Here is a 26,743-nt window from a genome sequence, read left to right as displayed (position 1 = left end):
GGACACGATGGGTACACCCGAACCCAGGTCGTGGCGAGCGCGCTTCGCCGCCGGTATTGCGACCTTTGCTCTGCTCGCCGCCGGAATGTCGATCGGTGCGTTCGCCGCACCGGCCGCGGCGGACACCCTCCCGGTCGACACGGGCGTCCCGACGACCGTCTCGACCGATCCGCTGCCCGCGCCGCAGATCAACGGCGTGGTCTGGGACCAGGAGATCGTCGGCAACGTCGTCTACGTCGCCGGTGACTTCACGAAGGCGAGGCCCACGGGCGTCGCACCGGGTGTGAGCGAGGTCGACCGCACCTACCTGCTGGCGTACGACGTCACCACGGGCGACCTGCTGCCGTGGGCTCCGGTCGTCAACGCCCAGGTCAGGGTCCTCGCGTCCTCGCCCGACGGCACGCGCCTCTACGCGGGCGGCGACTTCACCCTGGTGAACAACGAGACCCGCAATCGCATCGTCGCGTTCGACACCGCGACGGGCGCCGTCGCCACCTCGTTCGGCGTCGGGGCCAACAACCGCGTCTACGCGATGGATGCCACGAACTCCACCGTCTACTTCAGCGGTCACTTCACGTCGGTGAGCGGAAACGCACGACCGGGCTTCACCGCAGCGGCGAGCTCAGTGAACGGTGCAGTCCTCCCGTGGGCCCCGGTGCTCGCGGGAGGCAGGGCGTACTCGATGATCGTGTCGCCCGATGAGACGAAGGTCGCCATCGGCGGCGACTTCACGACCCTCAACGGATCCGACCGGCCCGGGTACGGTCTCGGCGCGGTCGACTCCACGGTCGGCAGCAGCATCGTGCCGTTCGCGGTGAACGACTCCGTCAGGAACGGCGGGCTCGACTCCGCGATCTACAGCCTCGAGACCGACGGCGACAGCCTCTACGGTTCGGGGTACGTGTACGGCAACGGAACGCTCGAGAACACGTTCCGGGCCAACTGGGACACCGGCGCCATCGTGTGGGTGGCGGACTGCCATGGCGACACCTACTCGGTCGCCGCGGCCGGCGACGTGATCTACATCGCCGGGCACTCCCACTACTGCGGCAACATGGGCGGCTTCCCCCAGACCGACCCGTGGGACTTCCAGCGCGCGATGGCGTTCTCGAAGGCCGCCACGGGCACGAACACGGCCGACATCTACGGCTACCCCAGCTGGACGGGCACGCCCGCCCCGAACGAACTCAACTGGTACCCGTCGATGGATGCCGGAACCTACACCGGTCAGGGGCAGGGCCCCTGGAACGTCGACACCGACGGCCGGTACGTCGTCTACGGCGGCGAGTTCCAGAACATCAACAACAAGTCCTTCCAGGGTCTCGCCCGGTTCGCGACGCGCGCCATCGCGCCGAACGCCGACGGCCCTCGACTGACCGGAGACAACTTCGTGCCGAAGCTGACCTCGCCGTCGGCCGGCGTGGTCACGGCCAGCTGGATCGCGAACTGGGATCGCGACAACGAGGCCCTCACCTACCAGGTCATCCGCGACGGGAAGACCGCGTCGCCGGTGTACGTGACGCAGCAGAAGTCGCGCTACTACGACCGCCCGACCATGTCGTTCGTCGACTCCGGCCTCACCCCCGGTCAGGCTTACACCTACCGGCTGCGCGCGATCGACCCCCTGGGCAACAGCGCGTGGGGCTCGACGCTGACCATCACCGCAGCGGCATCCGGCACCTTCAGCCCGTACGCGGCGACCGTGATGGGCGATCAGCCCACGAACTTCTGGCGTCTGGGCGAGCCGGTCGGGGCGACGAGCGTCGCCGACACGCTCGGACGTGCGAACGCGACGCGAGGTTCGGGCGTCACCTTCGCCCAGGCCGGCGCCATCAACGGCGACACCGACACGGCAGCCCGCTTCAGCGGCACCAGCAGCGGCCGTGCCATCTCGCAGGACAAGGTCTGGCGCGACCAGTCGTTCGCGGTGGAGGCGTGGTTCAAGACCAACTCCTCGCTCGGCGGCAAGATCGTCGGCTTCGGTTCGTCGGCATCCGGTGACTCGTCGACCTACGACCGGCACGTCTGGATGGACACCGCGGGCCGCGTGCTCTTCGGCGTCAATCCCGACAGCCGGCAGACGCTGCAGTCGCCGAAGGCCTACAACGACAACCAATGGCACCACGTCGTCGCGACCCTCGGCACCGGCGGCACCGCGCTCTACGTCGACGGCCTCCGCGTCGGCCTGAACCCGGGCGTCACGGCTGCGCAGTCGTTCTGGGGCTACTGGCGCATCGGCGGCGACAACACGTGGTCGGCCGCCAAGAACTTCACGGGCACGATCGACGACGTGGCGGTCTACCCCAAGCCGCTGACCGCGGCGCAGGTACAGAAGCACTACGTCGACTCCGGTCGCACGGTCGCGGCCGTGCCGGCAGCGCCGGCAGACGCCTACGGCGCAGCGGTCTACGGCGCCGGGCCGCTCATGTACTGGCGCCTCGGCGAGGCGAGCGGAACGACGGCCGTCGACGCGGGTACGCAGGGCATGAACGGAGGCATCGTCGGCACGTACACCCGAGGCGCCGCCGGAGCGCTGGTCGGCGTGGCCGACACCGCCACGAAGTTCACGGCCGGATTCGTCGCGGCGTCGACGCAGCAGGCGTCGGTGACGACCTACTCGACCGAGGCCTGGTTCAAGACCTCGACCACGAAGGGCGGCAAGATCACCGGATTCGGCGACAGCCGAACGGGGCTGTCGACGACGTACGACCGGCACGTCTACATGCAGGACAACGGCCTGCTCGTGTTCGGCACGAAGAACGGCGGCACGACGACGACGATCAAGACCGCGGTCGCCTACAACGACGGCAACTGGCACCACGTCGTCGCCACCCAGTCGACCGCGGGCATGCGCCTCTACGTCGACGGCGAGCTCGCCGGCACCGATCCGATGGCCGCGGCGCAGTCGTACAACGGGTACTGGCGGGCCGGCGGCGACCGCACCGGAGGTTCGACGAACTCGTACCTCGACGGAACCGTCGACGAGTTCGCCGTGTACCAGTACGCGCTCAGCGCGACGGCGGTGCGCTCGCACTACCAGGTCGGGCTCGACATCGTGCCGAACATCGCACCGACGGCCTCGTTCACGGCGTCCTCGGTCGACCGGACCTCCTCGTTCGACGCCTCCGCCTCCGGTGACTCCGACGGCACGATCAGCTCGTTCGCGTGGGACTTCGGCGACGGGCAGGCCGGCACCGGCGTCAACCCGACGCACGAGTACGCGGCAGCCGGTTCGTACCTGGTGACGCTGACGGTCACCGACAACGACGGGGCGACGGCGACGGCTGCCCATTCCGTCATCGCGGTGAACGCGAACGTGCCGCCCGTGGCGGGCTTCACGGCCACGGTCGCCGCGCAGACCGTCACCTTCGACTCGTCGTCGTCGACCGACTCCGACGGCACGATCGTCGACTCGGCCTGGAACTTCGGCGACGGCAAGACCGGGAGCGGCGCGAACGTCTCGCACCTGTACGGAGCGGCGGGCACGTACGACGTGACCCTCACCGTCACCGACAACCGGGGTGCGGTCGCGACGAAGACCGCGCAGGTCACCGTCACCGCGTCGCCGGTCTCGATCGAGCTCGCGAGCGACGAGTTCGAGCGGTCCGTCACCGGTGGCTGGGGCACGGCTCCGGTGGGCGGCGCATGGACGGTCTCCAGCGCCGCGAACTCCTCGGTGAGCGGCGGCACCGCGATCCTGGTCCACGGTGCGAACGCGACGCGCAAGACCACCCTCGACGGCCTGAGCGTGAAGGACGTGACCGTCACGGGCGACTTCGCCGTCGACAAGGCGGTCGTCGGCGGCAGCGCCTACGCGGGCCTGAACGTCCGCCAGGTCGGCACCGATTACTACCAGGCACGGCTGCGGTTCCAGGCCGGCGGTGTTCTCGCCCTCCAGGTCATGCAGGGGGACTCGACGTTGATCGCGAACGCGAACCTGCCGCTCACCTACACGGCCGGGCAGGCCGTGACGTTGAAGGCGCAGATCAGCGGAACGTCGCCGACCACGATCCAGGCGAAGGCCTGGACGGCCGGAACCGCCGAACCCGCCACCTGGTCGATCACGACCACCTCGCAGGCCGCGGGCCTGCAGGCTGCGGGCAAGGTCGGCATCACCGGGTACGTGTCGAGCGCCGTCACGAGCGTGCCGCTCGCCATCTCGCTCGACCACTACCGCGTGGCGACCGGCGACGGCAACGTGCCGCCGCCGAACACGCCGCCGACGGCCGCGTTCACGAGCGCCGTCGACCACCTGGGCGTGCAGTTCGACGCCTCGACGTCGTCCGACGCCGACGGGACCATCGCGACCTACGCGTGGGACTTCGGCGACGGGCAGACCGGATCCGGGGCGACCGCGTCGCACACCTACGCCAACCCCGGCGACTACGTGGTCAAGCTCACCGTGACCGACGACGACGGCGCGACCGCGACGAAGTCGGCGACCGTCACCACGAGTGCTCCCGAGCCGATCGTGCTCGCCTCCGACGACTTCTCCCGGTCGGTCGCGACCGGGTGGGGCTCGGCCGTGATCGGCGGCGCCTGGCAGTCGACGGTGAACTCGAGCTACAACGTGACCGGCGGGCGCGGGATCTTCCTGCACGGCACCGCGGGCACCACGCGGCATGCGGTGCTGCCCGGGGTCTCCGCGACGGGCACCACGTCGCAGGTCGCGGTCACGATCGACAAGGACGTCGCGGTCGGCCAGACCGTCGCCGGCATCGTCGGACGCCAGGTCGGCACCGACTTCTACCAGGGACGCATCCGCGTGCAGCCCGGTGGAGCCGTCTCCCTGCAGCTCATGCGGGGGGCCTCGACGGTGCTCAGCAACGCGACCGTCAGCGGCCTGACCTTCGCGGCCGGCGACACCCTGATGCTCAAGGTCACCGTGGTCGGCACCAACCCGACGACCATCTCCGGACGGATCTGGAAGGCCGGCACGCCCGAGCCGATCGACTGGCAGAGCACCGTCACCGATGCCACGGCCGCGATGCAGGCGGCGGGCAGCGTCGGGCTCGAGAGCTACATCTCCGCGTCGGCGACGAACGTGCCGATCACGGTGGCCTTCGACGACTTCATCACGCGAGAGGCGCACTGACCGGCTCGTCCGGGACGACGAAGAGGTCCGGGTACCGCCCCCCAGGCGCCCGGACCTCTTCGCGCGCAGCGGGGCATCCGTGAGGTCCTGCCCTCCGCGGCGCTCCCGCACCTCTGCTGGCCCCTGAACTGGGAGGCAGGTACCCCCCTCACTGGGGCCGCAGTCGAGGCATCCTCGGACTTAGCCTTTCCGACAGAGGGGCGGCAGCCCGGCCGGCCCATTCACCAGATCGAATGAGGACCCGATGGGTGCACCCGACCCCGCGACGTCTCGTCTGCGTCTCCTTGCGAGCGCTGCGATCGCCGCCGTCATTGCTTCAGGACTCTCCGTGGCGACCATCGCCGGTCCCGCCGCGGCGGACACCGCGCCGGGGAACCCGGCCACGTCGACGACGGTGTCGACCGATCCCCTGCCCGCCCCGCAGATCAACGGCGTCGTGTGGGACCAGGAGATCGTCGGCAACACCGTGTACGTCGCCGGCAACTTCACGAAGGCCAGGCCGGCCGGTGCCGCCGCGGGAACGAGCGAGGTGAACCGCAGCTACCTGCTCGCCTTCGACGTCACCACCGGCAACCTGCTCCCGTGGGCGCCGACCGTGAACGCGCAGGTCCGCACCATCGCGGCCTCTCCCGACGGCACCCGCCTCTACGCGGGCGGTGACTTCACCCAGGTGAACGGCGCGACCCGCAACCGCATCGTCGCCTTCGACACGGCCAGCGGCAACGTCGCCACGGCCTTCGGGGTCAGCGCGAACAACCGGGTCTACGCCCTCGACGCGACGAACTCGACGGTGTACTTCAGCGGGCACTTCAACTCGGTGAGCGGCAACTCGCGCCCGGGCTTCGCCGCAGCGGCGAACGCCTCGAACGGCGCCATCCTGCCGTGGGCGCCCGCACTCGCTGGCGGTCGCGCATACGACCTGGTGGTCGCGCCCGACGCCACGAAGGTCATCATCGGCGGCGACTTCACGACGGCCAACGGCTCCGACAACCCGGGCTACGGCCTCGCGGCGTTCGACACCGGGGCCGGAGCGACGATCCTGCCGTGGGGCGCGAACGGACAGGTGCGCAACGGCGGCCTCGACGCGGCCATCTACAGCCTCGACTCCGACGCCGACAGCTTCTACGGCACCGGTTACGTGTTCGGCTCGGGCGGCAACCTCGAGGGCACGTTCCGCGGCGACTGGGCCACCGGCAACGTGCAGTGGGTCGCGGACTGCCACGGCGACACCTACTCGGTCGCGGCGACCGCGGGCAGCGTCTACACCGCGGGTCACGCGCACTACTGCGGCAACATGGGCGGATACCCCCAGACCGACCCGTGGACCTTCTACCGCGGCATCGCCTACAGCAAGGCGGCGACGGGCACCAACCGGCCCGACCCCTACGGGTACCCGTCGTGGTCCGGCACTCCGGCGCCCGAACTGCTCAACTTCTTCCCCTCGATCAACGCCGGCACGTTCACCGGTCAGGGTCAGGGACCGTGGGATGTCGCGGCCGACAGCCGCTACGTCGTCTACGGCGGCGAGTTCACCACGGTGAACAACAAGGCGTTCCAGGGCATCGTGCGGTTCGCGACGCGATCGATCGCCCCGAACCTCGACGGCCCGCGCCTGACGGGTGACAACTTCGTTCCGACGCTGGCGTCGCCGGCACGCGGCGTCGTCACGGCGAGCTGGCCCGCGAACTACGACCGCGACAACGAGCGGCTCACGTACCAGGTGATCCGCGACGGCCGCACGGCCACTCCGGTCTACGTCACCGAGCAGGACTCGCGGTTCTACGACCGGCCGACGATGACGTTCGTCGACACGGGGCTCACGCCCGGGCAGACCTACACCTACCGGCTCCGCGCGATCGACCCGCTCGGCAACAGCGGATGGGGCTCGACGCTCTCGGTCACCGCGGCCACGACCGGAACGCTCAGCGACTACGCCGCGACCGTCATGGACGACGAGCCGACGTACTACTGGCGGCTCGGCGACACCGCAGCGGCGACGAGCACGCGTGACAGCGTGGGCCGCTCGAACGCCTCGAAGGGCTCGGGTGTGACCTTCGGCACGTCCGGGGCCGTTATCGGCGACGCCGACACCGCGGCGAACTTCGACGGCACCGACTCCGGGCGCGCGATCTCGCAGGAGCGGGTCTGGCGGGACGACACGTTCGCCGTCGAGGCCTGGTTCAAGACCACGTCGACGTCGGGCGGGAAGATCGTCGGATTCGGTTCGGAGGCCTCCGGCGACTCCGGCTCCTACGACCGCCACATCTACATGACGCCGCAGGGCAAGGTGACGTTCGGCGTGTACCCGGGCGGCATGCAGACGCTCCAGACGTCGAAGAGCTTCAACGACGGCGAGTGGCACCACGTCGTCGGCAGCCTCGGAACGGACGGCATGAAGCTCTACGTCGACGGCCGCCGGGCCGGCTCCAACCCCGACGTCACGTGGGCGCAGCCGTACTGGGGCTACTGGCGCATCGGCGGTGACAACACCTGGGACGGCGACAAGAACTTCCGAGGTGCCGTCGACGAGGTCGCCGTCTACCCGGCCCCGCTGACCGAGGCGCAGGTCGTCGAGCACTACACCGAGTCCGGTCGCGAACCCGCGGCGCTCCCGACCCCGCCGGCCGACGCGTACGGTGCGGCCGTGTTCTCGAAGGACCCCGTGGTGTACTACCGACTCGGCGACGCGGTCGGCAGCGCGGTGGCGAAGGACTCGAGCGCGGCAGCCGCCGACGGCAGCTACGTCGGCGGGTACACGACCGGGGCAGCCGGCGCACTGGTCGACGTCGCGAACACCGCGGCAGGGTTCACCTCGGGCTTCGTCACGACGCCGACGCCGGTCTCGGGCCCGACCACCTATTCGACGGAGGCGTGGTTCAAGACGACGACCACGCACGGCGGGAAGATCACCGGGTTCGGCAACAACCGCGACGGCCTCTCGAGCAACTACGACCGCCACGTCTACATGCAGGATGACGGCAGGCTCGTCTTCGGCACGTGGACCGGGTTCACCAACACGATCACCACGGCCCAGCCCTACAACGACGGGAACTGGCACCAGGTCGTCGCCACCCAGTCGTCGGCGGGCATGAAGCTCTACGTCGACGGCGTGCTCGCGGGCACCAACCCGCAGACGCAGGCGCAGGGGTACGACGGCTACTGGAAGGCCGGCGGCGACGTGACCTGGGGCTCCTCGAGCCCGTGGTTCGACGGGCTGATCGACGAGTTCGCCGTCTACGGTTCGGCCCTCGACGCAGCCACGGTCCAGTCCCACTACACGCTGGGCGTGCAGGAGGTCCCCGAGATCCCCAACGCGACGCCGACGGCCTCGTTCACGAGCGCGATCGATCACCTCGACGTCGACTTCGATGCGAGCGCCTCGGCGGACTCCGACGGCACCATCGCCGGATACGCCTGGAACTTCGGCGACGGGGCGACCGGCAGCGGCGTCACGGCGAGCCACTCGTACACGGCCGCGGGCGACTTCACCGTCTCCCTCACGGTGACCGACGACGACGGCGCCACGGCGACCAAGTCGGCCGTCGTCACGGTCACGGCGCCTCCGGTCGTCCCCGCGGCGATCGCCACCGATGACTTCGAACGGACGGTCGGCGCCGGTTGGGGCAACGCGACGACCGGCGGCGCCTGGCAGTCGACGGCGAACGCGAACTACACGGTCTCGGGCGGCAAGGGCCTGTTCCTCCACGGGGCGACCGGCTCGACGCGTCGGGCCCTGCTCGGCGGCGTCAGCGTCACCAGCTCGGTCACGCATGTGGCGGTCACGGTCGACAAGGATGTCTCGGCGGGCCAGATCGTCGCCGGCGTCGTCGGCCGGCAGGTCGGCAGCGACTTCTACCAGGGGCGCATCCGGCTCCAGCCGGGCGGATCCGTCGGCCTGCAGCTGGTGCGCGGCTCCTCCGTGATCCTCACCAACACGACCCTCGGCGGCGTCTCGTTCGCGGCGGGCGACACGTTCCTGGTCAAGGTCGCGGTCACCGGCACGAACCCGACGACGATCTCCGGGAAGATCTGGAAGGCGGGCACGACGGAGCCCGCCGCCTGGCAGTCGACCACGACCGACGCGACCGCCGGGCTCCAGGCGGCCGGGTCGATCGGCCTCGAGAGCTACATCTCGGCATCGGCGACCAACATCCCGATCTCGGTCAGGTACGACGACTTCGTCAGTCGCGCGTCCGAGTAGGCGGTTCCGTGAGCCGTTCCACCAGCCGTGACCGCGCTGCCCTCGGGGAGCGCGGTCACGGCCGTTCCATCGCTCCACAGGTCGACCGCAGCAGGTCGCGGCGGTCGTCAGCGGTCGGCGCTGTCGCGTCCCAGGGCATGCAGGCGCTCGCCAGCTTCACGATCCAGGTCCTCGTCGCCCGGACGCTCGGACTGGATGGGCTCGGCGCGTTCGCCGTGGTCTACGGGACGATGCAGATCGTCTCCGCCGTGACGGGCGGATTCGTCGGGGACGCCTATGCCGTGCTCGATCGTCACACCCCCCGTGTCCGTTCGGCGCTCGAGCAGTTCGGCGTGCTGATCCCGTTCCTGCTCGGCGCCACGACGGCCGGGGCCTTCGCGCTCACCGGTCTCGTCGACGGGCCAGAGACGATCGCCCTCGCCCTCGCGACCTTCCTGTTCGCCGTCGAGGAGGTGGTCCGGCGGATGCTGATGGCCTCGCTGAAGTTCTGGCGGGTGGTGACGGTCGATGCGTCGGCGTTCGCCGTCTCGATCGCCGTGGTGGTCGGTGTCTGGCTCTGGTCGACGCCCAGCCTGGTCGGCTTCATCGCCGCGGTCGCCGCCGGGCAACTCGTCGGCGCTGCGGTCGGTCTCGCGCTCCTGCCGGCGTCGGAACGCGGCCTGGTCGGGATCATGCGGGGCGGTCACGGCGTCGTGTTCCGGTACGGATTCTGGCGCGCCGCCCAGCAGGTGCTCCGGCCCGCGATGCTCACGGTGATCCGCGTGGTGGTCGTGATGACCGCGTCGCTCGCCGCCGTCGGCATGATCGAGGCAGCCCGGACCTACGTCGCCCCGGCGACCCTCATGGTGAGCGGGCTCGGCTCGTTCCTGTTCGTGCACTTCGCGCACGACCGCGAAGCCAGTCTCGCGGGAAAGCTGCGCAGCGCCGACCGTGCCGTGCTCGCCCTCGTGGGCCTCGTCGTGGTCGTGGGCGGGGTGATGCTGGCGCTCGCGCCCTGGCTCGGCCCGCTGCTGTTCGGCGCGCCGCTCGACCTCATCGCCGTGGCGGGTTGGATCGCGTTCTCCACCGCGATCGCCGCGGTCGCGCCGTACGGGTCCCTCGCTTCGGTGGCGGGCGCCCAGGGGCGGCTGTTCGCGGTCCGCGCGGCCGACACGCTCCTCGCCGTGGTGCTGGCCGTCGGCCTCCTCGTCGCAGGTGGGGAGCCTGCCTACGTCCCGGCGGTCATCGCGATCGCGCCGGTGCTCGGAGGCCTCGTCGTCCGCCGGTTCCTCCTGGTGCCCGCGATCCGGAAAGCCGCCGACTCGCCGCCTATCGCGGCAGGTCAGGCCACATCCGACGCGCCCAGTCCGGCCAGCTGAAGCTCCCGAGGCCCGTGGGCGGAGCGCCGATCGTCTTCCCGGCTGCGACCTCGACGCCGTGCACCTCCTGGCCGGTCTCCTCCCGCAGTTCCGCGAGTGCGGCGAACGACGCCACCCGGCCCGGAGCGACCTGCCAGCGCGCCAGCGTCTCGGGAACCTGTTCGTCGTCGCGAACGTAGAGGTTCCCGTCCGCGACCGTTCCGAGCGACTCGGCGTCGCGGGTGCCCGTGTAGTCCTCCACCGTGAGCAGCTCGTCGCTGCCGCCGCCCGCCAACGTGTTCTCGACGACGACGACGTCCGAGACGACCCATGGCAGGTCGGGGTCGGGCTGTGGCATCCGGAGGTCGAGACCGCGCGCGTCCGCGGCATCCGGTCGGCGTTCGTCCTGCAGGACGGCGATGCCGGAGGCGTTCGCGTTGAGCACGTTGCCCCGCAGCACGACCTCGCTGGTGTCGTTGACCTTGATGCCGTACCGGTCGTTCTGCGTGATGACGTTGTCGTCGACCACCGCCTGTCCCGAGAGTTCGAGGAAGAGCCCGTGCCCGGTGTTGCGGTCGAGCCTGCTCGCAGTCACCCGGATCCCGAGGCATGACTGGTCGAACCAGAGGCCGGTGCCGAGGTTGTCGGCGAACGCCGACGAGGTGATGGTCACCCCACGCGAGCGGGTGAGCTTCATGCCGCCGGCGACCGGTGCCCGGTTGAAGTGCTCGGTGTTGTTGTCGCGCGACAGGAGCCGATCGACCAGCAGGTCGTCCGCGAAGTTGGCGGCCACGCCGATCATGCCGTTCCGTTCGGCCGAAACCGACCGCAAGGTCGCGTCGGCCGCGCCGACGAAGATCCCCCCGGTCGCCACGTCGCGGACCACGACCTGTTCGAGCAGCGCCCCGTCACGTTCGATGGTGACGGCTCCCATGTCGGGCACGGAGGTCGCATACCGGCGAACGCCGAGCCCCCGGACGGTCACCCCCTCGCTCTGCAGCTGCATCGCACGAGTGAGCACGCTCGCACGCACCTCGTGATCCGTCGGATCCGTCCCGATGACGAGCGACTGCGTCTGAGGGTCGACGGCGAAACTGCCGGCCCCGACGTCACTCGGCCGAGCGACCTGCCGGAGACGCTCTCCGCCGACCCAGACCTGGTCCGGATGCGCCGCCATCGGATACCGATCGTCGATGAAGGCCCACCGCTCCTCGTCGTTGTCCGGCGCGCCCCGTTCGTACGTCGGGCTCGCGTCGAGCGCGACCGTCCAGCCGTCGTGGCGCCACCGGGAACCTTCACGGACCCAGCCTTCGACGACCACGCTGCCGTCGAGCCAGACGGCCTCGTGGGGGTAGGCCTGCAGCGTGAGCCCGTCGGTGTCGGCCACCACGACCGACTCGTGGTACTCGCCGGCACGGATCACGATCGTGTCGTCCTCGGATGCCGCGTCGACCGCCATCTGGATGGTGCGGAACGGGTGGCGAACGGTGCCGACGCCCGAGCTCCGCGCATCCGCGTCCACATAGACCGCGTCACGGGGGATCGGATAGTCGGTCCCCCCGGGTTCGACCGCCCCGGCCTGCGGTCCGAGGTCGTGCGGTTGCGCGGGCGCCCCGGCCTCCGCCTCCGCGGGGATCGTCTGCAGCGGCCCGGCGTCGGGAGGGGCGAGGGCGACCACGGTCGCGACCACGACGGCGCCGACCACGAGCAGCCCGACCGGGCCGGCGATGCCGAGGACCCACCCGCGGGTGCGTCGACGACGGCTCCCGGGCGGCTCCTCATCGGCCGGGACCATGGGCGTCTCCTCGTCTTGGAGCGGCCGTCGTGCGCCCCGCCCGATCGATTCTCCCGGACGATTCGAGGGGCCGCCACGTGCACGCGCTGGTAGATTCGACTGATCTTCGATTTCCACTGACAGAAGGACCCGAATGGCGGCTCCGGGCTATCTCCAGGTGTTCCAGCAGCGCTGGGTCGTCATCGCGACCTCGGTGATCGGATGCCTCCTGCTCGCCGCGGTCGTCTCGGTCGTCCTCCCGTCGACGTACACGGCGAAGGCGACGCTGTTCCTGAGCGTGAAGTCCCCGACCGCCTCGCTCGCCGAGCTCTCGCAGTTCAGCCTCGCCCGCGTCGGCTCGTATCCCGATCTCGTCTACAGCGACGACGTGCTCACCGACGCGATCGAGATCCTCGGCACCGACGCCACCAAGGGCCAGGTGGCTTCGCAGGTGTCGGCGGCCAATCCGAACGGCACCGTGCTGGTCGAGGTCACGGCAGAGGCTCGCACCGCGACGGCGGCGGCCGATCTCGCCAATGCGGTCGCGGCGGGCCTGTCCACCGAGGTGGCCGACATCGAGAATTCGCCGGGTTCCACCTACACGGTCGATCTGGACCTGCGGATCCCCGCCGACCCGCCGGCGTCGCCGAGCGCACCGCAGCGCGTCGTCATCCTCGGACTCGGTCTCGTCGGCGGCCTCGCGATCGGTGCAGCGCTGGCCCTGCTCCTCGCCCAGCTCGACACCCGACTGCGAACCGGGCAGGACGTGCGTCGCGTCGCCGGCCTCCCCGTCTTCGGACGCCTCCGTCGACCGCGTCGGGTCGGCGGCGCTCCCGTGATCGACCCAGAGGGCGACGGCTACGTCGAAGCCGTGCTGAACCTGCGTCAGGCGAACGGCGGCGTCGTGCCGACGCTCCTGCTGCTCGCCACGCCCTCCCCCGGGTCCGCACCCGATCACGTCCGCGTCGGGCTCGCACAGGCGTACGCGGAGGCAGGCCGTGAGGTCGTCCTCCTCGAGACCGCTGCGGAGCCCGGTTCGGCCGTAGCGGGCATCTCCGATCTCGCCGAACGACCCGGCTTGGGCGATCTCCTCGCATCGGGCCGCACCGACCTGACCAACCTCCTCCGTCCGGTGCACGTCGAGGGGCCGGGCGAGGTGTGGGCGATCCCGAGCGGCATCGACGCGCCGTCTGAATTGGTCGCCGAAGCGCACTTCCCGCCGCTCGCGTTCGCGATCGCCGACCGCACCGATCTCGCGATCATCCAGATGACTTCGCAGAGCCGTCCGCTCACGCTGCACGCGGTCGTGCCCGTGGCCGACGTGGTCGTCATCGTGGCCCGCCACGGCAAGACGACCGAAGCGGACCTCGCCCGGATGGTCACCGACCTCCGACTCGAGGGGGTTCCCCCGATCGGCGTCGTCTTCGCAGACGTGCCCCGTCGCCACCACGCGGATCTCGCCGCGGACTGGCACGCGGACGACTTCGCGAGCGGTCCGCGCCGGGTGCCGATGCGTCCCGAGGCCGAGCCGCCGCAGGCGATCCGGCCCGAACCGTCGAACCCGCAGCCGCCCCGCGACACGCAGGCCCCCCAGGACCGGGCACGGGTCTGAGGCCATGCGCGTCCGCGCACCGGTGAGCGGGAGGCAGGCGGCGTTCTTCGCGGTCTGGGTGCTCCTCGTCTTCAGCGTCGTCTCCTGGCGGCCTGGAGTGCTCTTCACCGGAGGCGTCGACCCGGTGGTGATCTCCAAGGCCCTCGTCGGGCTCGCCGCCTTCATCGGAGCGGTCGTCCTCGCCAAGGCCTCACGTCGGCACGGTCGGGTCGGCGCGCGTTCCCTCCTGCTCCTGTTCCTCCTGGTCGGCGCGTCGAGCGTCGGCGCCGTGGCCGCCGGAGACGCGACGCCGTCGCTCGTGCTGACGGCGCGGATCATCCTGGTGGCCACGACAGTGGTGATCCTGGTGTCGTCGGGCCCGCCGATGCTGGTGCTCTCGACCCTCCTCTTCGCGCTCGGCGCGGTCGGCCTGCTCGCGGCGCTCACCGGCATCCCCGAGTTCATCGCCGACGGCCGCCTGGGCGGAGGCATCCCCGACATGGCGCCGAACGAGGTGGCCGGGCTCGCCGGCCCTGCAGCGGTCGCGCTCGCCGTCGACGTGGGCCGGCGCGGGCTCAGGGCCGGCAACACGATCGGCTTCGTGACGTTCGCGGCCATCGTGTTCGCCACCGGATCGCGCACCACCCTGCTCGTGGTCGGGATCGCGGTGGTCCTCGCGCTCCTGCTCGCGTCGCCGCTCCCGCGCTCGACCTCGATCGGGCTCCTGGCGCTGATGCCGCTGGTGTACGTCATCGCGACCTTCACCGATTTCATCGAGCAGGTCGCGATCCGCGGACAGAGCGCATCCGAGCTCGCGAGCCTGAGTTCGAGGACGATCGCGTGGACGGCCGTCCTGAACGTGCCGTTCGACACGTGGGCGAAATGGATCGGAGACGGACTCGCCCAGAAGACCGTCGCCGTGAACCAGCGTTGGTGGGACTCCCAGGTGCTCGACAGCAGTTGGGTCTCGGTGCTTGCGCAGGCCGGCATCATCGGCACGCTGCTGCTCGGCGCCTGGGTGCTGTCGACGTCGGTCGATGCCATCCGCTCCGACCGGATGCTGCGGACCCTCACCATCCCGCTCCTGGTGCTCGTGATCGCCCGGAGCTTCCTCGAGAACGGGCTGATCGAGTCCAGCGCGATCTTCGCCCTCTTCCTGACGATCTCGCTCGTCCTGGAGCCCGGCACGATGTACCCGCGACCTCCGCGTCCACCGAGGTACCAGTTGCTCCGGGCGCTCGAGCAGCGGGATGCGCCTGCCCCGGTACCGGCGAGCGCGGCCACGACGCGCTGACCCCGCCCGGTCAGCTCCCGCCGACGACCCCGGTCGACGCCCTCGGCCGGATCGGGCGGGCGAAGACGCCTCGGGCCTGCAGCTCATCGAGGATGCGGTGCGCGACGCCGGGTCCGCCGACGTGCCCGATCTCGCGGGCGACCTCGCGGCGGCGGTCTGCTGAGGCGCGGCCGCCGGCCAGCACGTCTTCGGCGAACGCCCGGACGGCCGTCTCGTCGGTGATCTTGGGTCCGGGAAGCCAGTCGAGCGCGTCGGGTGGATCGAATCCGCGCCCGGCCGCATATCCGGCTTCGTCGGGGACGACGAATGCGATCGGGCGATCGAGCGCGAGATAGTCGATCCAGACGCTCGAGTAGTCGGTCAGGAGCCCGGATGCCTCGCCGATGAGCTCGTACAGTTGCACGCCGGCCTCGCGGAGCCGCTCGTTGGTGACGACGACCGCACCCGGGATCGAGCGGCTCTCGCCGTCTTGGGGATGCGGCTTGACGACGACCGCGAGCCCGTACTCCCGGGCCAGGAGCTCGACGCATCCGGCCATGACGGCATTGACGTCGACGGTGGGGCCGTCGGCGACGTCCGACCACCCGGCGGTGAGCCCGCGGCCCTTGTTCCGCCGGAAGGTCGGCATCCAGAGCACGAACGGACGCGCGCGGTCGATGCCGAGCCGGTCGAGGGCGGCGGACTCCGATCGGGCGAACTGATCGATCCGAGGGTTGCCGGTCACGAGGAGCCCGCCGGCCGGCAGGCGGCACTCGCGCGCCCGCGCGGCTCCGTACTTCTGCGTGCTGGCCACGAGGTAGTCCGAGGAGATCGTGGGTCGACCGCGCTCGTCGCTCATGATGTTGCCCTTGAACCCGCCGCCGTGCCAGAGGTTGACCATGGTCTTGCGGGGAACCCTGCCGGGGTTGCCGAAGAGGCCGTGCGTGAACATCGACACCTCCGCCGTGGCGAAGCGCCAGAGGCCGGTGAGCGAACGATGCGGCACCACCTCGACGCGGCGCTCGGGGTCGGCGCCGGACGCCTCGAGCACGCCATACGCCTCCTCGACGTCGGGCACCAGCCAGTAGACCGTTCCCGGGTAACGCTCGGCGCTCGCGCGGAGCATCTCGACCGCGTTGCCCTCGTCGACGGGGAACCCGTTGATGACGAGGTGCGGGCGCTTCGGGGTGACCGCCATGACGCCGCGGACGATCATCCGCTGCAGACGTCGCGCGATCTTGGACAGTCGGGCGTTCATGCCGTGTGCTGCGACGGGCCAGGAGTCGGGAAGGTCGGGTCCAACGGGGACGTCCTCTCGTGGCGGGCTGGAGGCGGTGGTGCCATGCTGCCACACCCGTCCGGTCGCTGCCGTCCCACGTCCGAGGGGCGAGATCGGCGCCCGGTCAGATCGTCGGGAAGGGCGTGGACGTGCCGATCGTCCCGACGCGCGCCGTCTGAGCACGGGCGTCCGCGCCCGGCGTCGTGATCCGTCCGCCGGGCCGGGAGTACCAGTGGTCGGCGCCTCGGCTGCAACTGCACGCCATCTCGACGGTCTCCTGCAGGCCCACGGCCTGGAAGAGCTCGCGGTGCATGGTCGGGGGGAGGGAGGTCATCGGACGCATCAGCGGCTCCTGCCGGTCGCGGCACGCCCACCGCGTGCCCTTCACACAAGAGACGCGACCACCGCCCGATCATGACGCCGGTTCTTCGCCCGATCCGCCGTCGCTCTCGCCGTCGCCGTCGCCGTCGCCGTCGGCCGAGTCCTCGGCCGAGCCGTCGTCCTCGTCCTTCGCCTCCGAGCGGTCGCCCGACTCGGCATCGTCGCCCGACTCGTCATCGTCGCCCGACTCGTCATCGTCGCCCGTCTCGTCGCCGGCCCCCGACTCGGCGTCGTCGGCCTCCTGCTCCGCGTCGCCGAACACGTCCTCGTCGACGTCGTCGATGAGGTCGCCGTCGGCGAGACCGCCCGGATACCGTTCGCCGGAGTACCCGCCGCCGGCGAACCGGTCGGTCGCGTCGATGAGCGCATCGAGGATTCCGGGTTCGTCGAACGCGTGGCCGGCGTCGCCGATGATGCGCAGTTCGGCGCCGGGCAGCGCCCGATGCAGGTCCCACGCCGTCATGACGGGCGTGCACATGTCGTAGCGCCCCTGCACGATGACCGTCGGAATGCCGGCCAGCCGATGGGCGTCGCGGATCAGCTGGCCTTCCTCCCACCATCCGCCGTGTCGGAAGTAGTGGTTCTCGATGCGCGCGAACGCGGTCGCGTACTCGGGCGAGACGAACTTCGCGATGGTCTCGATCTGCGGCAGCAGCGTGATCGTGGTGCCCTCCCAGCGCGACCACGCGATCGCGGCCGGCTGGTGCACCCCGGGGTCGGGGTCGGCGAGCAGGCGTCCGTAGGCCTCGATGAGGTGCGCGCGTTCGACCGGCGGCACGGGCGCGAGGAAGTCCTCCCACAGGTCGGGGAAGATCGCCGACGCGCCGCCCTCGTAGAACCAGTCGAGCTCCTGTCGCCGCAACGTGAAGATTCCGCGCAGCACGAGCTCGGTGACGCGTTCGGGGTGCGTCTCGGCGTAGGCCAGCGCGAGGGCGCTCCCCCACGAGCCGCCGAACACCTGCCAGCGGTCGACGCCGAGGTGCACGCGCAGGCGCTCCATGTCCGCGACGAGATGCCACGTCGTGTTCGCCGAGAGATCGGCATCGGGTTCGCTCGCGTGGGGGATCGAGAGGCCGCATCCACGCTGGTCGAAGAGCACGATCCGGTACTTCTCGGGGTCGAACATCCGTCGGTGGGCGGGGCTCGTGCCGCCGCCGGGGCCGCCGTGCAGGAACACCACGGGCTTGCCCTCCCGGTTGCCCGAGATCTCCCAGTAGATGTGCTGTCCGTCCCCCACGTCGAGCATGCCCGTCTCGAGCGGCTCGATCTCCGGATACAGGTCTCTCATGACCTCACGGTAGCGAGCACCCGCCCGCGCGCGGCGTAGGCTCGGCACATGAGCGTGAAACCGGTCACCATCACCATCACGGGGGCGGGTGGCCAGATCGGCTACGCCCTCCTGTTCCGCATCGCCTCGGGCGCCATGCTCGGCGCCGACACCCCCGTGCGGCTGCACCTGCTCGAGATCCCGCAGGGCGTGCGCGCCGCCGAGGGCGCGGCGCTCGAGTTGCAGGATGCCGCGTTCCCCCTGCTGCACGGCGTCGAGGTCTTCGACCAGCCGACGCCCGCGTTCGACGGCGCACAGGTGGCGATGCTCGTCGGAGCCCGCCCGCGCACCGCCGGCATGGAGCGCGGCGACCTGCTCGCCGCGAACGGCGGCATCTTCGGTCCGCAGGGCGCGGCCATCAACGCGGGCGCGGCCGACGACATCCGCGTGGTCGTGGTCGGCAATCCGGCCAACACGAACGCGCTCATCGCGGCCTCGCATGCTCCGGATGTCCCGGTCGACCGGTTCACGGCGCTCACCCGCCTCGACCACAACCGTGCGTTGGGCCAGCTCGCCGCGACCCTCGGCGCCCAGGTCGGGTCGCTCCGCAACGTCACGATCTGGGGCAATCACTCGGCGACGCAGTTCCCGGATGTCTCGCACGCGACGATCGACGGCGAGCCCGTGCCGCACCTGCTCGCCGCTCGCCTCGGCGGGGTGGACACGGCCAAGGAGTGGCTGGTCGACACCTTCATCCCCCGGGTCGCCAAGCGCGGCGCCGAGATCATCGAGGTGCGCGGATCCTCGTCGGTCGCCTCCGCGGCGAGCGCGGCCATCGACCACGTGCGCGACTGGGTGCACGGCACCGACGGCGGGTGGACGAGCGCGGCCGTCGTCTCCGACGGCTCCTACGGCGTTCCCGAGGGGCTCGTGTCGTCGTTCCCGGTCGAGTCGGTCGACGGCTCATGGCGCATCGTGCAGGGGCTCGAACCCGACGCCTTCGCGGAACGCCGCATCGCGGCATCCGTCGCCGAACTCGTCGAGGAGCGCGAGGCGGTGCGGGCGCTCGGCCTCATCTGACCGTGCCCGGTCGTGAGCCCTCCTCGCGGTGAGGCGGACGCGACGACCGACGTAGGCTTGACGGCATGGCCAAGCCGATCACGCCCGCGCGTCGCAAGCAGCTCATCGTCGGACTCGTCATGGGCGTCATCGTCGGCGTCGTGATCAGCTTCATCACGGGCTTCTGGCTCTGGCTGGCCGCCGGCGTGGTGATGGGCCTCGCCACGGGCGCGATCATGAAGCCGCCCACCGAGTAGCGTCCCGCACCGCGCAGGCCGGCGACGCGAACGGCCGGAGCCCCGAAGGACCCCGGCCGTGTTCACCGCGAGGGCGGACTACTTCTTGCTCTTCTCCGGGACGGGCAGCGTGCCGTCTGCGCGCTTGCCCGCGTAGTAGGCGCGCGCCTCGTCCTGTCGCTCCTGCTCGGCGCCCGACGCGATCTTCGCGCGCAGGTGCTCGGGGCCGTAGCCGAATGCGTCGACCAGGTCCTGCGCGTGCGGGCGCAGCCGCTCGATGAGCCGGTCGATGTACGCCGTCACCGACTGCGCGCGCTTCGGCGAGAGGCGGCCGTTGATGAGGTACCAGGCGGCGTGCTGCTCGATCAGGCCGAGCCCGAACAGGTCGCGCACCCAGGTGAGCACCTGCTTGGTGCCGGGGTCGGTGACCTGCGTGAGGCCTCGCGTGAACGCCTCCCACTGCAGCAGCTCGGCGTGCGCACGGGCGGCCTCGATGAGCTCGTTCTGGTTGCGGTTGAACAGCGCGGCGCCCTCGACCTTCGAGAGCTTGCGGGCCTCGCGAAGGCGACCGGCGATCTCGGCGATCATCGTCTCGACGCGGTCGGTCAGCAGCGAACGCTGGGTGTCGGCGTCGCGGAGCTCGGCGACCGAGCGGGCCGTCGAGCCGAGGTCGGCGATGTTCTGGCCGAGGCGGCGCAGGCCCGTGCCGTGGTAGGCGCGCTCGGCCGTCTGGGTCACGACGTAGCGGGCCATGGCCCCGACATCCGCCTTCGCGAACTGCTTCGAGTAGTCGGTGAGCAGGCGCTTGGCGACGAGCTGGAGCAGGACGTTGTTGTCGCCCTCGAAGGTGACGTAGACGTCGAGGTCCTGGCGCAGGCCGACGAGTCGGTTCTCGGCGAGGAAGCCGGAACCGCCGCAGGCCTCGCGGGCCTCCTGCAGGGTCTCGAGCGCGTGCCAGGTCGAGAGCGGCTTCAGCGAGGCCGCGATCGTCTCGAGGTCCTGGCGGTCGTCGTCGGTGTCGGCCTTGCCCGAGAACACGGCGTCGAACTTCACGAGGAACTCGTCGTGCGCGAAGATCTGCGCATAGGTCGTGGCGAGCTTCGGCAGCAGGCGGCGCTGGTGGCGCTGGTAGTCGAGCAGCACCTCCTCGTCGGTCTCGCTGGCCGCGTTGAACTGGCGGCGCTGGTTGCCGTAGGTCACGGCGATCGCGAGGGCCGCCGCGGATGCCGCGGTCGCGGCGCCGTCGAGCGAGACACGACCCTGCACGAGGGTGCCGAGCATCGTGAAGAAGCGGCGTCCGGGGCTCGAGATCGAGCTCGAGTAGGTGCCGTCCTCGGCGACCGCGCCGTAGCGGTTCAGCAGGTTCTCGCGCGGCACGCGCACGCCCGTGAAGTGCAGGCGCCCGTTGTCGATGCCGTTCAGGCCGCCCTTGAGGCCGTCGTCCTCGCCGCCGATGCCGGGGAGGAACGCGCCGTCGGCGTCTCGGAGGGGCACGTAGAGCGCGTGCACGCCGTGGTTGACGCCCTTCGTGACGAGCTGCGCGAACACGACCGCCGCCGTGCCGTGCACGGCCGCATTGCCGAGGTAGTCCTTCCATGCGCCGCGGAACGGGGTATCGATGACGAACTCGCGGGTCGCCTCGTCGTAGGTCGCGGTCGTGCCGATCGCCGCGACATCCGACCCGTGACCGGTCTCGGTCATCGCGAACGCGCCGGGCACCTCGAGCGACATGATCGCCGGCAGGAACGTCTCGTGGTGGTACTCGGTGCCGAGGTGCAGGACCGCCGCTCCGAACAGGCCCCACTGCACGCCCGACTTGATCTGCAGGCTCGGGTCCGCGAGCACGAGCTCCTCGAACGCCGCGATGTTGCCGCCGTGGTCGTCGTGTCCGCCGACGGACTTCGGGAACGCGCGGTGCACGGCGCCCTGCTCGACCAGGATCTTCAGCTGCCCGAGCACGCGCTCGCGGTGCTCGTCCATCGGCTGGCCCTCGATGCGCTGCAGATCGGGATGCCCGGCTCGCTTGCGAGCCTCGAGTCGGATGTCGGCCCAGGTGCCGAGCAGCTGGCGACCGAGCGACTCGACGTCGATGCGGGGGCCGGCCGGTCGGCCCGCCGCGGCGGGAGCCGGGATCGGGGCAGCGGCCGCCTCGCGCGCAGGCGTTGCCGGCACGGTCGCGGCGGGCTTCGTGCCCTCGGTCTTCGTGGTGCGGGATGCCGTGTCAACCATCGTCGGTTACGTCCTTCATTCGCGGCGGATCAGCTCATTCCACGGTATGACCGGGTCTCGAACGGGAGAAGCGAGGCTGCTGACGGCGACAAAGCGGCGTCGAGACGGCTCGACGCCGCATGTGCGATTGCTACAAATCGGATGCCACGGGCCTATGCGATCGCAACAATGGCCGCGCTCGAGCCGACGGCCGTCCGAGCACGGCCCGCCCCCGGCATCCGCTCGGACGAGCTCAGCTGTTGAAGAACGCGCTCGCCCGCTTCGACCAGAGGAACATCAGGGCGATGAACGACACGAGGATGCTCAGCCATTCGCCGACCGGGTTGCCCATGTTGGCGACCGCGACGAACAGCGAGGAGATGATCGAGAGCACCTGCACGACCGTGATGATGAGTCGGGCGGCCGTGTTGCCCCGGAGCAGGCCCCCGGCGACGATCACCGTGATCAGGCCGAGGACGATCGACACGATGGCCGACGTGTAGACGGTGCCCGCGCCGCCCCACTGCGGAGCGATGGCGATGGCGCTGGCCTGGAAGAACAGGATGGTGCCGACGACGATGTCGATCGCCCCCGAGATCCAGGCGATGACGGCGACGATCGTGACGCCGGCCGGTCGGGCGGTGTGCTGCGACATGGTGGATCCCCTCCGCCAGGCCGCAGGTCGAGGACCCGGCTCCACGATGATCGTAGCGAGCGGACGCCTTGAACGGGCGGATGTCGCAGACGAGCCGCCCGCGACATCCGCCACGGTCAGCGCGCGAGGTGCGCGTCGACCACCGCGACGAGCGCGTCGCCGTAGGCCTCGCGCTTCTTCGCACCGATGCCCGAGATACCGTCGAGGCCGGCGACGGAACGCGGCCGCTCGGTCGCGACGGCCCGGAGCGTCGCATCGCCGAAGACGATGTACGCGGGCACGCCCTGCTCGCGCGCCTCGGCACCGCGCCAGGCGCGCAGCGCCTCGAAGAGCTCGGCGTCGTCGGGGCTGAGGTCGGCGGCGGCCGATGCGGCCTTGGGGCCGCGTCGCGTCGACGAGCGCTCGGGCTCGGCACGCAGCATGACCGTGCGCCTGCCGGCGAGCACCTCGTTGCCGGCCTCGGTCACCGTGAGCGTGCCGTACTCGCCGTGCGTCGCGAGCAGGCCCTGCGCGAGCACCTGTCGCACGATGCCGCGCCACTGCTGCTCGGAGACGTCGGCGCCGATGCCCCAGGTCGTGAGCGAGTCGTGGCCGTACTGCGTGACGCGGGGCGTCTGCTTGCCGCGGAGGATGTCGATGAGATGCCCGGCGCCGTAGCGCTGGCGTCGTTCGCGCTCGAGGCGCACGATCGTCGACATGAGCTTCTGAGCGGGAACCGTGCCGTCGAGCGCGGTAGGCGGTTCGAGGCACGTATCGCAGTTGCCGCACGGCGAGCTCGGCTCGCCGAAGTAGGCGAGCAGGTTCTGCCTGCGGCACTGCACGGTCTCGCAGAGCGCGAGCATCGCGTCGAGGTGCGACGCCATGCGGCGTCGGTGCGCGAGGTCGCCCGGGCTCTCATCGATCATGCGCCGCTGCTGCACGACGTCTTGCAGCCCGTAGGCGAGCCAGGTCGTGGCCGGGCGGCCGTCGCGGCCTGCGCGCCCCGTCTCCTGGTAATAGCCCTCGACCGACTTCGGCAGGTCGACGTGGGCGACGAAGCGCACGTCGGGCTTGTCGATGCCCATGCCGAAGGCGATGGTCGCGACCACGACCACACCGTCTTCACGCAGGAACCGCTCCTGCGTTCGGCGGCGCACGTCGGCGTCGAGCCCCGCGTGGTACGGCAGCGCGTTCACGCCGTTCTGCGCGAGGAACCCGGCGATCTTCTCGGTGCTCGCCCGCGAGAGGGCGTAGACGATGCCCGCGACCGGCGTGCCGTCGGCATCGACGCCCTCGGTGCGCACGAAGTCGAGCAGCTGCTTGCGCACCTCGGACTTGGGCACGATGCGGTACTGGATGTTCGGGCGGTCGAAGCTCGAGACGAAGTGCTTCGCACCCTCGAGCGACAGCCGGGTCGTGATCTCGCGGTGCGTGGCCTCGGTCGCGGTCGCGGTGAGCGCGATGCGCGGCACGTCGGGCCAGCGCTCGGCGAGCTCGGAGAGTGCGAGGTAATCGGGCCGGAAGTCGTGCCCCCACTGGGCCACGCAGTGCGCCTCGTCGATGGCGAACAGCGCCACGGTGCCCTGCTGCAGGAACCGCTTGACCGGCTCGGAGCTGAGCCGCTCGGGTGCGATGTAGAGCAGGTCGAGCTCGCCCGCGAGATAGGCGCGCTCGACCTCGGCACGCTCGAAGGACTGCTGGCTCGAGTTGATGTACGCCGCACGCACGCCGTTGCGCTGCAGGGCGTCGACCTGGTCGTGCATGAGGGCGATGAGCGGCGAGACCACGATGCCGGTGCCCTCGCGGAGCAAGGCGGGAATCTGGTAGCAGAGGCTCTTGCCGCCGCCGGTCGGCATGAGCACGACCGCATCGCCGCCGCCGGCGACCTGGGCGATGATGTCGGCCTGCTCGCCGCGGAACGCGTCGTACCCGAAGACCGTGTGCAGCGCCGCCTCGGCGCTCGCGAACCGCGCCGGCGCGGCACCCCGCGGACCCGCCACGACCGATGAGGCAGGAGCGGATGCCGGCCGAGCGGATGCCGGGGCGGAGCCGCCGCCGGCACGGAGCCCGGCGTCGGCCGGAGGCATCCACCCGTCATCGACCGGAGGCGCCCACTCGTCGGCCGGCGGAGCGAACTCGTCGAGCGGCCAGGGCACGCCGTCGTAGGGGTCGGGTTCGGGGTTGCGGCTCACCCGTCGAGTGTAACGAGCGCCCCCGACGGGCGAGCCGATCCATCCTCAGGCCGGCGGAGCCCGCCGGGCCCGCGCGACGCTGCGGCTCAGCCGCGACGGCGCACGACGAGCCAGGTCGCGACGCCCGCCACGAGTGCGACGACGACGCCCGCCCCGAGCCAGAGCAGGTCGGTGGAGCCGGATGCCGCGGCATCCGCCCCGCCGTCCTGCGCGCCGTCGGACGCGTCGCCCGCACCGGGCTGAGCCGCCCCCGAGGCGTCTCCGCCGCACGCGGGCGCGTCGGTGCCCGTGCCGAGGTCGGTGCCCTCGGCCGGCTGCCAGTCGAAGGTCCACTCCCCCGAGATCGGGTGGCCGTCGGTCGAGACGACCTGCCAGATCACCGTGTACGTGCCCGCCTCGCCGAGTTCGACCGCCGATGAGGCGGTCGCACCGTCGATCACGGCGCATCCGTCGCCGTAGAAGAGCCCGTCGGGCCCCTCGACGAGCAGCGCCGCGCCCGTGCCGAGATCGAGCAGCGCGTCGTTCGTCGTGAGCGAGACCTCGCCGGGCTGCGCCGTCACGACCTCGCCCTCGGCGGGCGTCGTCGAGACGACCGAGTTGTGCGCCGACGCCGACAGGGCCGGCGCCGTCACGAGCAGCGCAGACGCCGCGACGACGAGTGCCGCGCCGAGCACGCCGCGCATGCGGCGCCCGGCCCGCATCACGCGTCCTTGCGGGGGCGGCGGGCGGCGAGGGCCACGACGAGGCCGACGACGCCGACCGCGAGACCGCCGATGCCGAGCACGCGCGCGACGGTGTCGCTCGAGTCGGCGTCGGCCGCGGCATCCGCCTCGTGCTCCTCGCCCTCGGCCGCCTCGTCGGTCGAGCCGCCGTGGTGGCCGCCCGCGACGGCCTCGGTCACGGTGATGCTCGGCGCCGGATGCTCGGGCTCTGCCTCGCCCTCGGCCATGGGCTCGTTCCAATTCGTCTCGCCGGTCTCGCAGGTCTGCAGCACGGGGAACTCGAGGGTCGTGCCCGCGGCGTCCTCGGGCAGCGGCATCTGGAGTGCGATCGTGTCGCGGTACCCGTCGGCGAGCGGGGTGACGGCCGTGTAGACGACCTGGCTCGTGCGCTCGCCGTCGGCGACCTTCTCGATGGTCCAGTTCGGGTTGACGGTGGGCGTGACCGACTCGATCTCGTCGGGGATGTCGACCGTGAGGCTCGTCGTCGGCGAGCCGTCGCAGCCGTGGCCGACCGAGAAGGTCAGCACGCTGTAACTGCCGGCGGCGGTTTCGGTCGGCGTCACCGTGACGTGGGCGCTCGCGGCGAGCGGCGCGCCGAGCGCGAGCAGGGCGCCCGCGGCGAGGGCGGTCGAGGTCACGGCGACGGTGCGTGCGGTGCGGATGGTCATGGCAGGGAGATTCCTCTTCGTGGGGGTGCGCCGATTCGCCGGGACTCGGCGGGCGCGGTACAGGTGGTTCGGAACCGTCGGACCGGCGGATGCGGGTGCGGGCCGTCCGATGGCGTCGCGCGACGTCGGGTGACGTCAGGCGACGGCGAACCCCTGCGGCGGACCACGGTGCCGCATCATGGAGAGGAGGAGCAGGCCGGAAAGCGGCCGCAGGGCCGCGAAGCGCGCCGTCGGGACGAGGACCGGTCGGGGCGCGTGCACCTCGAGCGTCGGCATCGACGGCAGCACGGATGCCGCGGCGAGTGCGCCCGCGCGGAAGGCGGCGCGCAGCGCGGCGTCGCCGTGGCGGATCGCGAGCACCGTGACCACCACGGCGGCCACGTGCGTGGCCAGCATCGAGAGGTCGTAGGAGAAGGGCGAGGCGGATGCCGCACCTGGCGTCAGCCCGAGGGTCATGTGGTGGTGCGCCGCGCCGACCGGCGTGCCGGAGCCCGGGGCGGCAGCGGCGCCGGCGGCACCATGCACCGAGTACAGCGCGTGCAGCGCGAACTGCGCGATCGAGACGGCGACGACCGTGCGAACGGCCGAGAGTCGCGCACCCACGACCCCGATGCAGAGCAGGAGCGAGAAGGCGAACGACAGGCCGACCGCGAGTGCCCCCGGCGCCTCTCCGCCGCCGACGGTGTGCGAGACGGCGGCCACGAACGTCGCGAACGCGGCGATCACGCCGCCGCGCGCGACGCGGCCCCACCTCGAAGTCATGCGCACCAGCCTAGACGAGGGCGGGCGCTCGGCACGGCCCCGGATACGCCGAAGGGCGGCGGGC

General features: G+C 71.2%; 16 protein-coding genes and 1 pseudogene. 7 read left to right on the top strand and 10 right to left on the bottom strand.

All coding sequences use genetic code 11. From position 1 onward, the window contains the following. Nucleotides 1–85: 85 nt before the first annotated feature. The 3 genes from BM342_RS14545 (at nt 86) to BM342_RS14535 (ending at nt 10,654) form a co-directional block, all read left to right on the top strand. Complete coding sequence (locus BM342_RS14545; protein ID WP_255368826.1) at nt 86–5,095, top strand: PKD domain-containing protein; 5,010 nt, start codon at nt 86–88, stop codon at nt 5,093–5,095. Between the two features lie 328 nt (nt 5,096–5,423). Beyond that, a complete protein-coding gene (locus BM342_RS14540) occupies nt 5,424–9,296 on the top strand; it encodes a LamG-like jellyroll fold domain-containing protein (protein ID WP_255368825.1) in 3,873 nt (1,290 codons plus the stop codon). Nucleotides 9,297–9,433: 137 nt separating this feature from the next. Beyond that, on the top strand, nt 9,434–10,654 hold the full coding sequence (locus tag BM342_RS14535) for an MATE family efflux transporter (RefSeq protein WP_092967428.1): 1,221 nt from the start codon (nt 9,434–9,436) through the stop codon (nt 10,652–10,654). Here the strand turns inward: BM342_RS14535 and BM342_RS14530 are convergent. Beyond that, a complete protein-coding gene (locus BM342_RS14530) occupies nt 10,605–12,428 on the bottom strand; it encodes a right-handed parallel beta-helix repeat-containing protein (RefSeq protein ID WP_092967426.1) in 1,824 nt (607 codons plus the stop codon). The two genes, BM342_RS14535 and BM342_RS14530, sit on opposite strands and share 50 nt — an antisense overlap. A gap of 133 nt (nt 12,429–12,561) precedes the next feature. On the opposite strand from BM342_RS14530, the gene BM342_RS14525 reads away from it, so the two are divergent. Continuing rightward, on the top strand, nt 12,562–14,019 hold the full coding sequence (locus BM342_RS14525) for a Wzz/FepE/Etk N-terminal domain-containing protein (protein ID WP_092967424.1): 1,458 nt from the start codon (nt 12,562–12,564) through the stop codon (nt 14,017–14,019). A 4-nt stretch (nt 14,020–14,023) separates the two neighbouring features. Beyond that, on the top strand, nt 14,024–15,292 hold the full coding sequence (locus BM342_RS14520; RefSeq protein WP_092967422.1) for an O-antigen ligase family protein: 1,269 nt from the start codon (nt 14,024–14,026) through the stop codon (nt 15,290–15,292). A 10-nt stretch (nt 15,293–15,302) separates the two neighbouring features. On the opposite strand, the gene BM342_RS14515 is transcribed toward BM342_RS14520, so the two are convergent. From BM342_RS14515 to pip, 3 genes and pseudogenes are all read right to left on the bottom strand, one after another. Continuing rightward, nucleotides 15,303–16,529 (bottom strand): CDP-glycerol glycerophosphotransferase family protein, encoded by a 1,227-nt coding sequence (locus BM342_RS14515; protein ID WP_092967420.1) that lies wholly within the window; start codon nt 16,527–16,529, stop codon nt 15,303–15,305. Between the two features lie 145 nt (nt 16,530–16,674). After that, nucleotides 16,675–16,884, bottom strand: coding sequence for a hypothetical protein (locus BM342_RS14510; protein ID WP_143109893.1), 210 nt, complete (start codon nt 16,882–16,884; stop codon nt 16,675–16,677). Between the two features lie 384 nt (nt 16,885–17,268). Beyond that, a pseudogene (pip, locus tag BM342_RS14505) lies at nt 17,269–18,219 on the bottom strand (prolyl aminopeptidase); the annotation flags it as partial. Nucleotides 18,220–18,267: 48 nt separating this feature from the next. Here pip and BM342_RS14500 point away from each other — a divergent pair. Both BM342_RS14500 and BM342_RS19655 read left to right on the top strand, forming a co-directional pair. After that, on the top strand, nt 18,268–19,278 hold the full coding sequence (locus BM342_RS14500; protein ID WP_092967416.1) for a malate dehydrogenase: 1,011 nt from the start codon (nt 18,268–18,270) through the stop codon (nt 19,276–19,278). A gap of 65 nt (nt 19,279–19,343) precedes the next feature. After that, the gene (locus BM342_RS19655) at nt 19,344–19,514 is read left to right on the top strand and encodes an HPP family protein (RefSeq protein WP_143109892.1); all 171 of its coding nucleotides are present in this window, start codon (nt 19,344–19,346) and stop codon (nt 19,512–19,514) included. Nucleotides 19,515–19,592: 78 nt separating this feature from the next. Here BM342_RS19655 and BM342_RS14495 read toward each other — a convergent pair whose 3' ends face one another. From BM342_RS14495 to BM342_RS14470, 6 genes are all read right to left on the bottom strand, one after another. Then, nucleotides 19,593–21,722: an acyl-CoA dehydrogenase family protein gene (locus BM342_RS14495; RefSeq protein ID WP_092967414.1), complete on the bottom strand. Its 2,130-nt coding sequence runs from the start codon at nt 21,720–21,722 to the stop codon at nt 19,593–19,595. 232 nt (nt 21,723–21,954) lie between these two features. Next, a complete protein-coding gene (locus BM342_RS14490; protein ID WP_092967412.1) occupies nt 21,955–22,356 on the bottom strand; it encodes a DUF7144 family membrane protein in 402 nt (133 codons plus the stop codon). Between the two features lie 116 nt (nt 22,357–22,472). Further along, nucleotides 22,473–24,422: a DNA helicase RecQ gene (gene recQ / locus BM342_RS14485; RefSeq protein ID WP_092968688.1), complete on the bottom strand. Its 1,950-nt coding sequence runs from the start codon at nt 24,420–24,422 to the stop codon at nt 22,473–22,475. A gap of 191 nt (nt 24,423–24,613) precedes the next feature. Further along, a complete protein-coding gene (locus BM342_RS14480) occupies nt 24,614–25,228 on the bottom strand; it encodes a copper resistance CopC family protein (RefSeq protein ID WP_092967410.1) in 615 nt (204 codons plus the stop codon). After that, nucleotides 25,228–25,917, bottom strand: coding sequence for a YcnI family copper-binding membrane protein (locus tag BM342_RS14475; RefSeq protein ID WP_092967408.1), 690 nt, complete (start codon nt 25,915–25,917; stop codon nt 25,228–25,230). Before BM342_RS14475 ends, BM342_RS14480 begins: the two co-directional genes overlap by 1 nt. Nucleotides 25,918–26,052: 135 nt before the next feature. Further along, entirely contained in the window at nt 26,053–26,679 is a 627-nt protein-coding gene (locus tag BM342_RS14470) for a hypothetical protein (protein ID WP_092967406.1), read from the bottom strand. Nucleotides 26,680–26,743 lie beyond the last annotated feature (64 nt).

It is taken from the genome of Agromyces sp. CF514, assembly GCF_900113185.1.
Lineage (GTDB): Bacteria > Actinomycetota > Actinomycetes > Actinomycetales > Microbacteriaceae > Agromyces.
Note: the sequence above shows the minus strand (reverse complement) of the source record. Positions and strands in the feature narration are given on the sequence as shown.

Excerpts from the sequence above, each read along its gene's own strand:
- BM342_RS14545 (WP_255368826.1), top strand. The coding sequence starts at position 86 with ATGTCGATCGGTGCGTTCGCCGCACCGGCCGCGGCGGACACCCTCCCG.
- BM342_RS14535 (WP_092967428.1), top strand. The coding sequence starts at position 9,434 with ATGCAGGCGCTCGCCAGCTTCACGATCCAGGTCCTCGTCGCCCGGACG.
- BM342_RS14530 (WP_092967426.1), bottom strand. The coding sequence starts at position 12,428 with ATGGTCCCGGCCGATGAGGAGCCGCCCGGGAGCCGTCGTCGACGCACC.
- BM342_RS14525 (WP_092967424.1), top strand. The coding sequence starts at position 12,562 with ATGGCGGCTCCGGGCTATCTCCAGGTGTTCCAGCAGCGCTGGGTCGTC.
- BM342_RS14520 (WP_092967422.1), top strand. The coding sequence starts at position 14,024 with ATGCGCGTCCGCGCACCGGTGAGCGGGAGGCAGGCGGCGTTCTTCGCG.
- BM342_RS14515 (WP_092967420.1), bottom strand. The coding sequence starts at position 16,529 with ATGAACGCCCGACTGTCCAAGATCGCGCGACGTCTGCAGCGGATGATC.
- BM342_RS14510 (WP_143109893.1), bottom strand. The coding sequence starts at position 16,884 with ATGACCTCCCTCCCCCCGACCATGCACCGCGAGCTCTTCCAGGCCGTG.
- BM342_RS14500 (WP_092967416.1), top strand. The coding sequence starts at position 18,268 with ATGAGCGTGAAACCGGTCACCATCACCATCACGGGGGCGGGTGGCCAG.
- BM342_RS19655 (WP_143109892.1), top strand. The coding sequence starts at position 19,344 with ATGGCCAAGCCGATCACGCCCGCGCGTCGCAAGCAGCTCATCGTCGGA.
- BM342_RS14495 (WP_092967414.1), bottom strand. The coding sequence starts at position 21,722 with ATGGTTGACACGGCATCCCGCACCACGAAGACCGAGGGCACGAAGCCC.
- BM342_RS14490 (WP_092967412.1), bottom strand. The coding sequence starts at position 22,356 with ATGTCGCAGCACACCGCCCGACCGGCCGGCGTCACGATCGTCGCCGTC.
- recQ (WP_092968688.1), bottom strand. The coding sequence starts at position 24,422 with ATGCCTCCGGCCGACGCCGGGCTCCGTGCCGGCGGCGGCTCCGCCCCG.
- BM342_RS14480 (WP_092967410.1), bottom strand. The coding sequence starts at position 25,228 with ATGCGGGCCGGGCGCCGCATGCGCGGCGTGCTCGGCGCGGCACTCGTC.
- BM342_RS14475 (WP_092967408.1), bottom strand. The coding sequence starts at position 25,917 with ATGACCATCCGCACCGCACGCACCGTCGCCGTGACCTCGACCGCCCTC.
- BM342_RS14470 (WP_092967406.1), bottom strand. The coding sequence starts at position 26,679 with ATGACTTCGAGGTGGGGCCGCGTCGCGCGCGGCGGCGTGATCGCCGCG.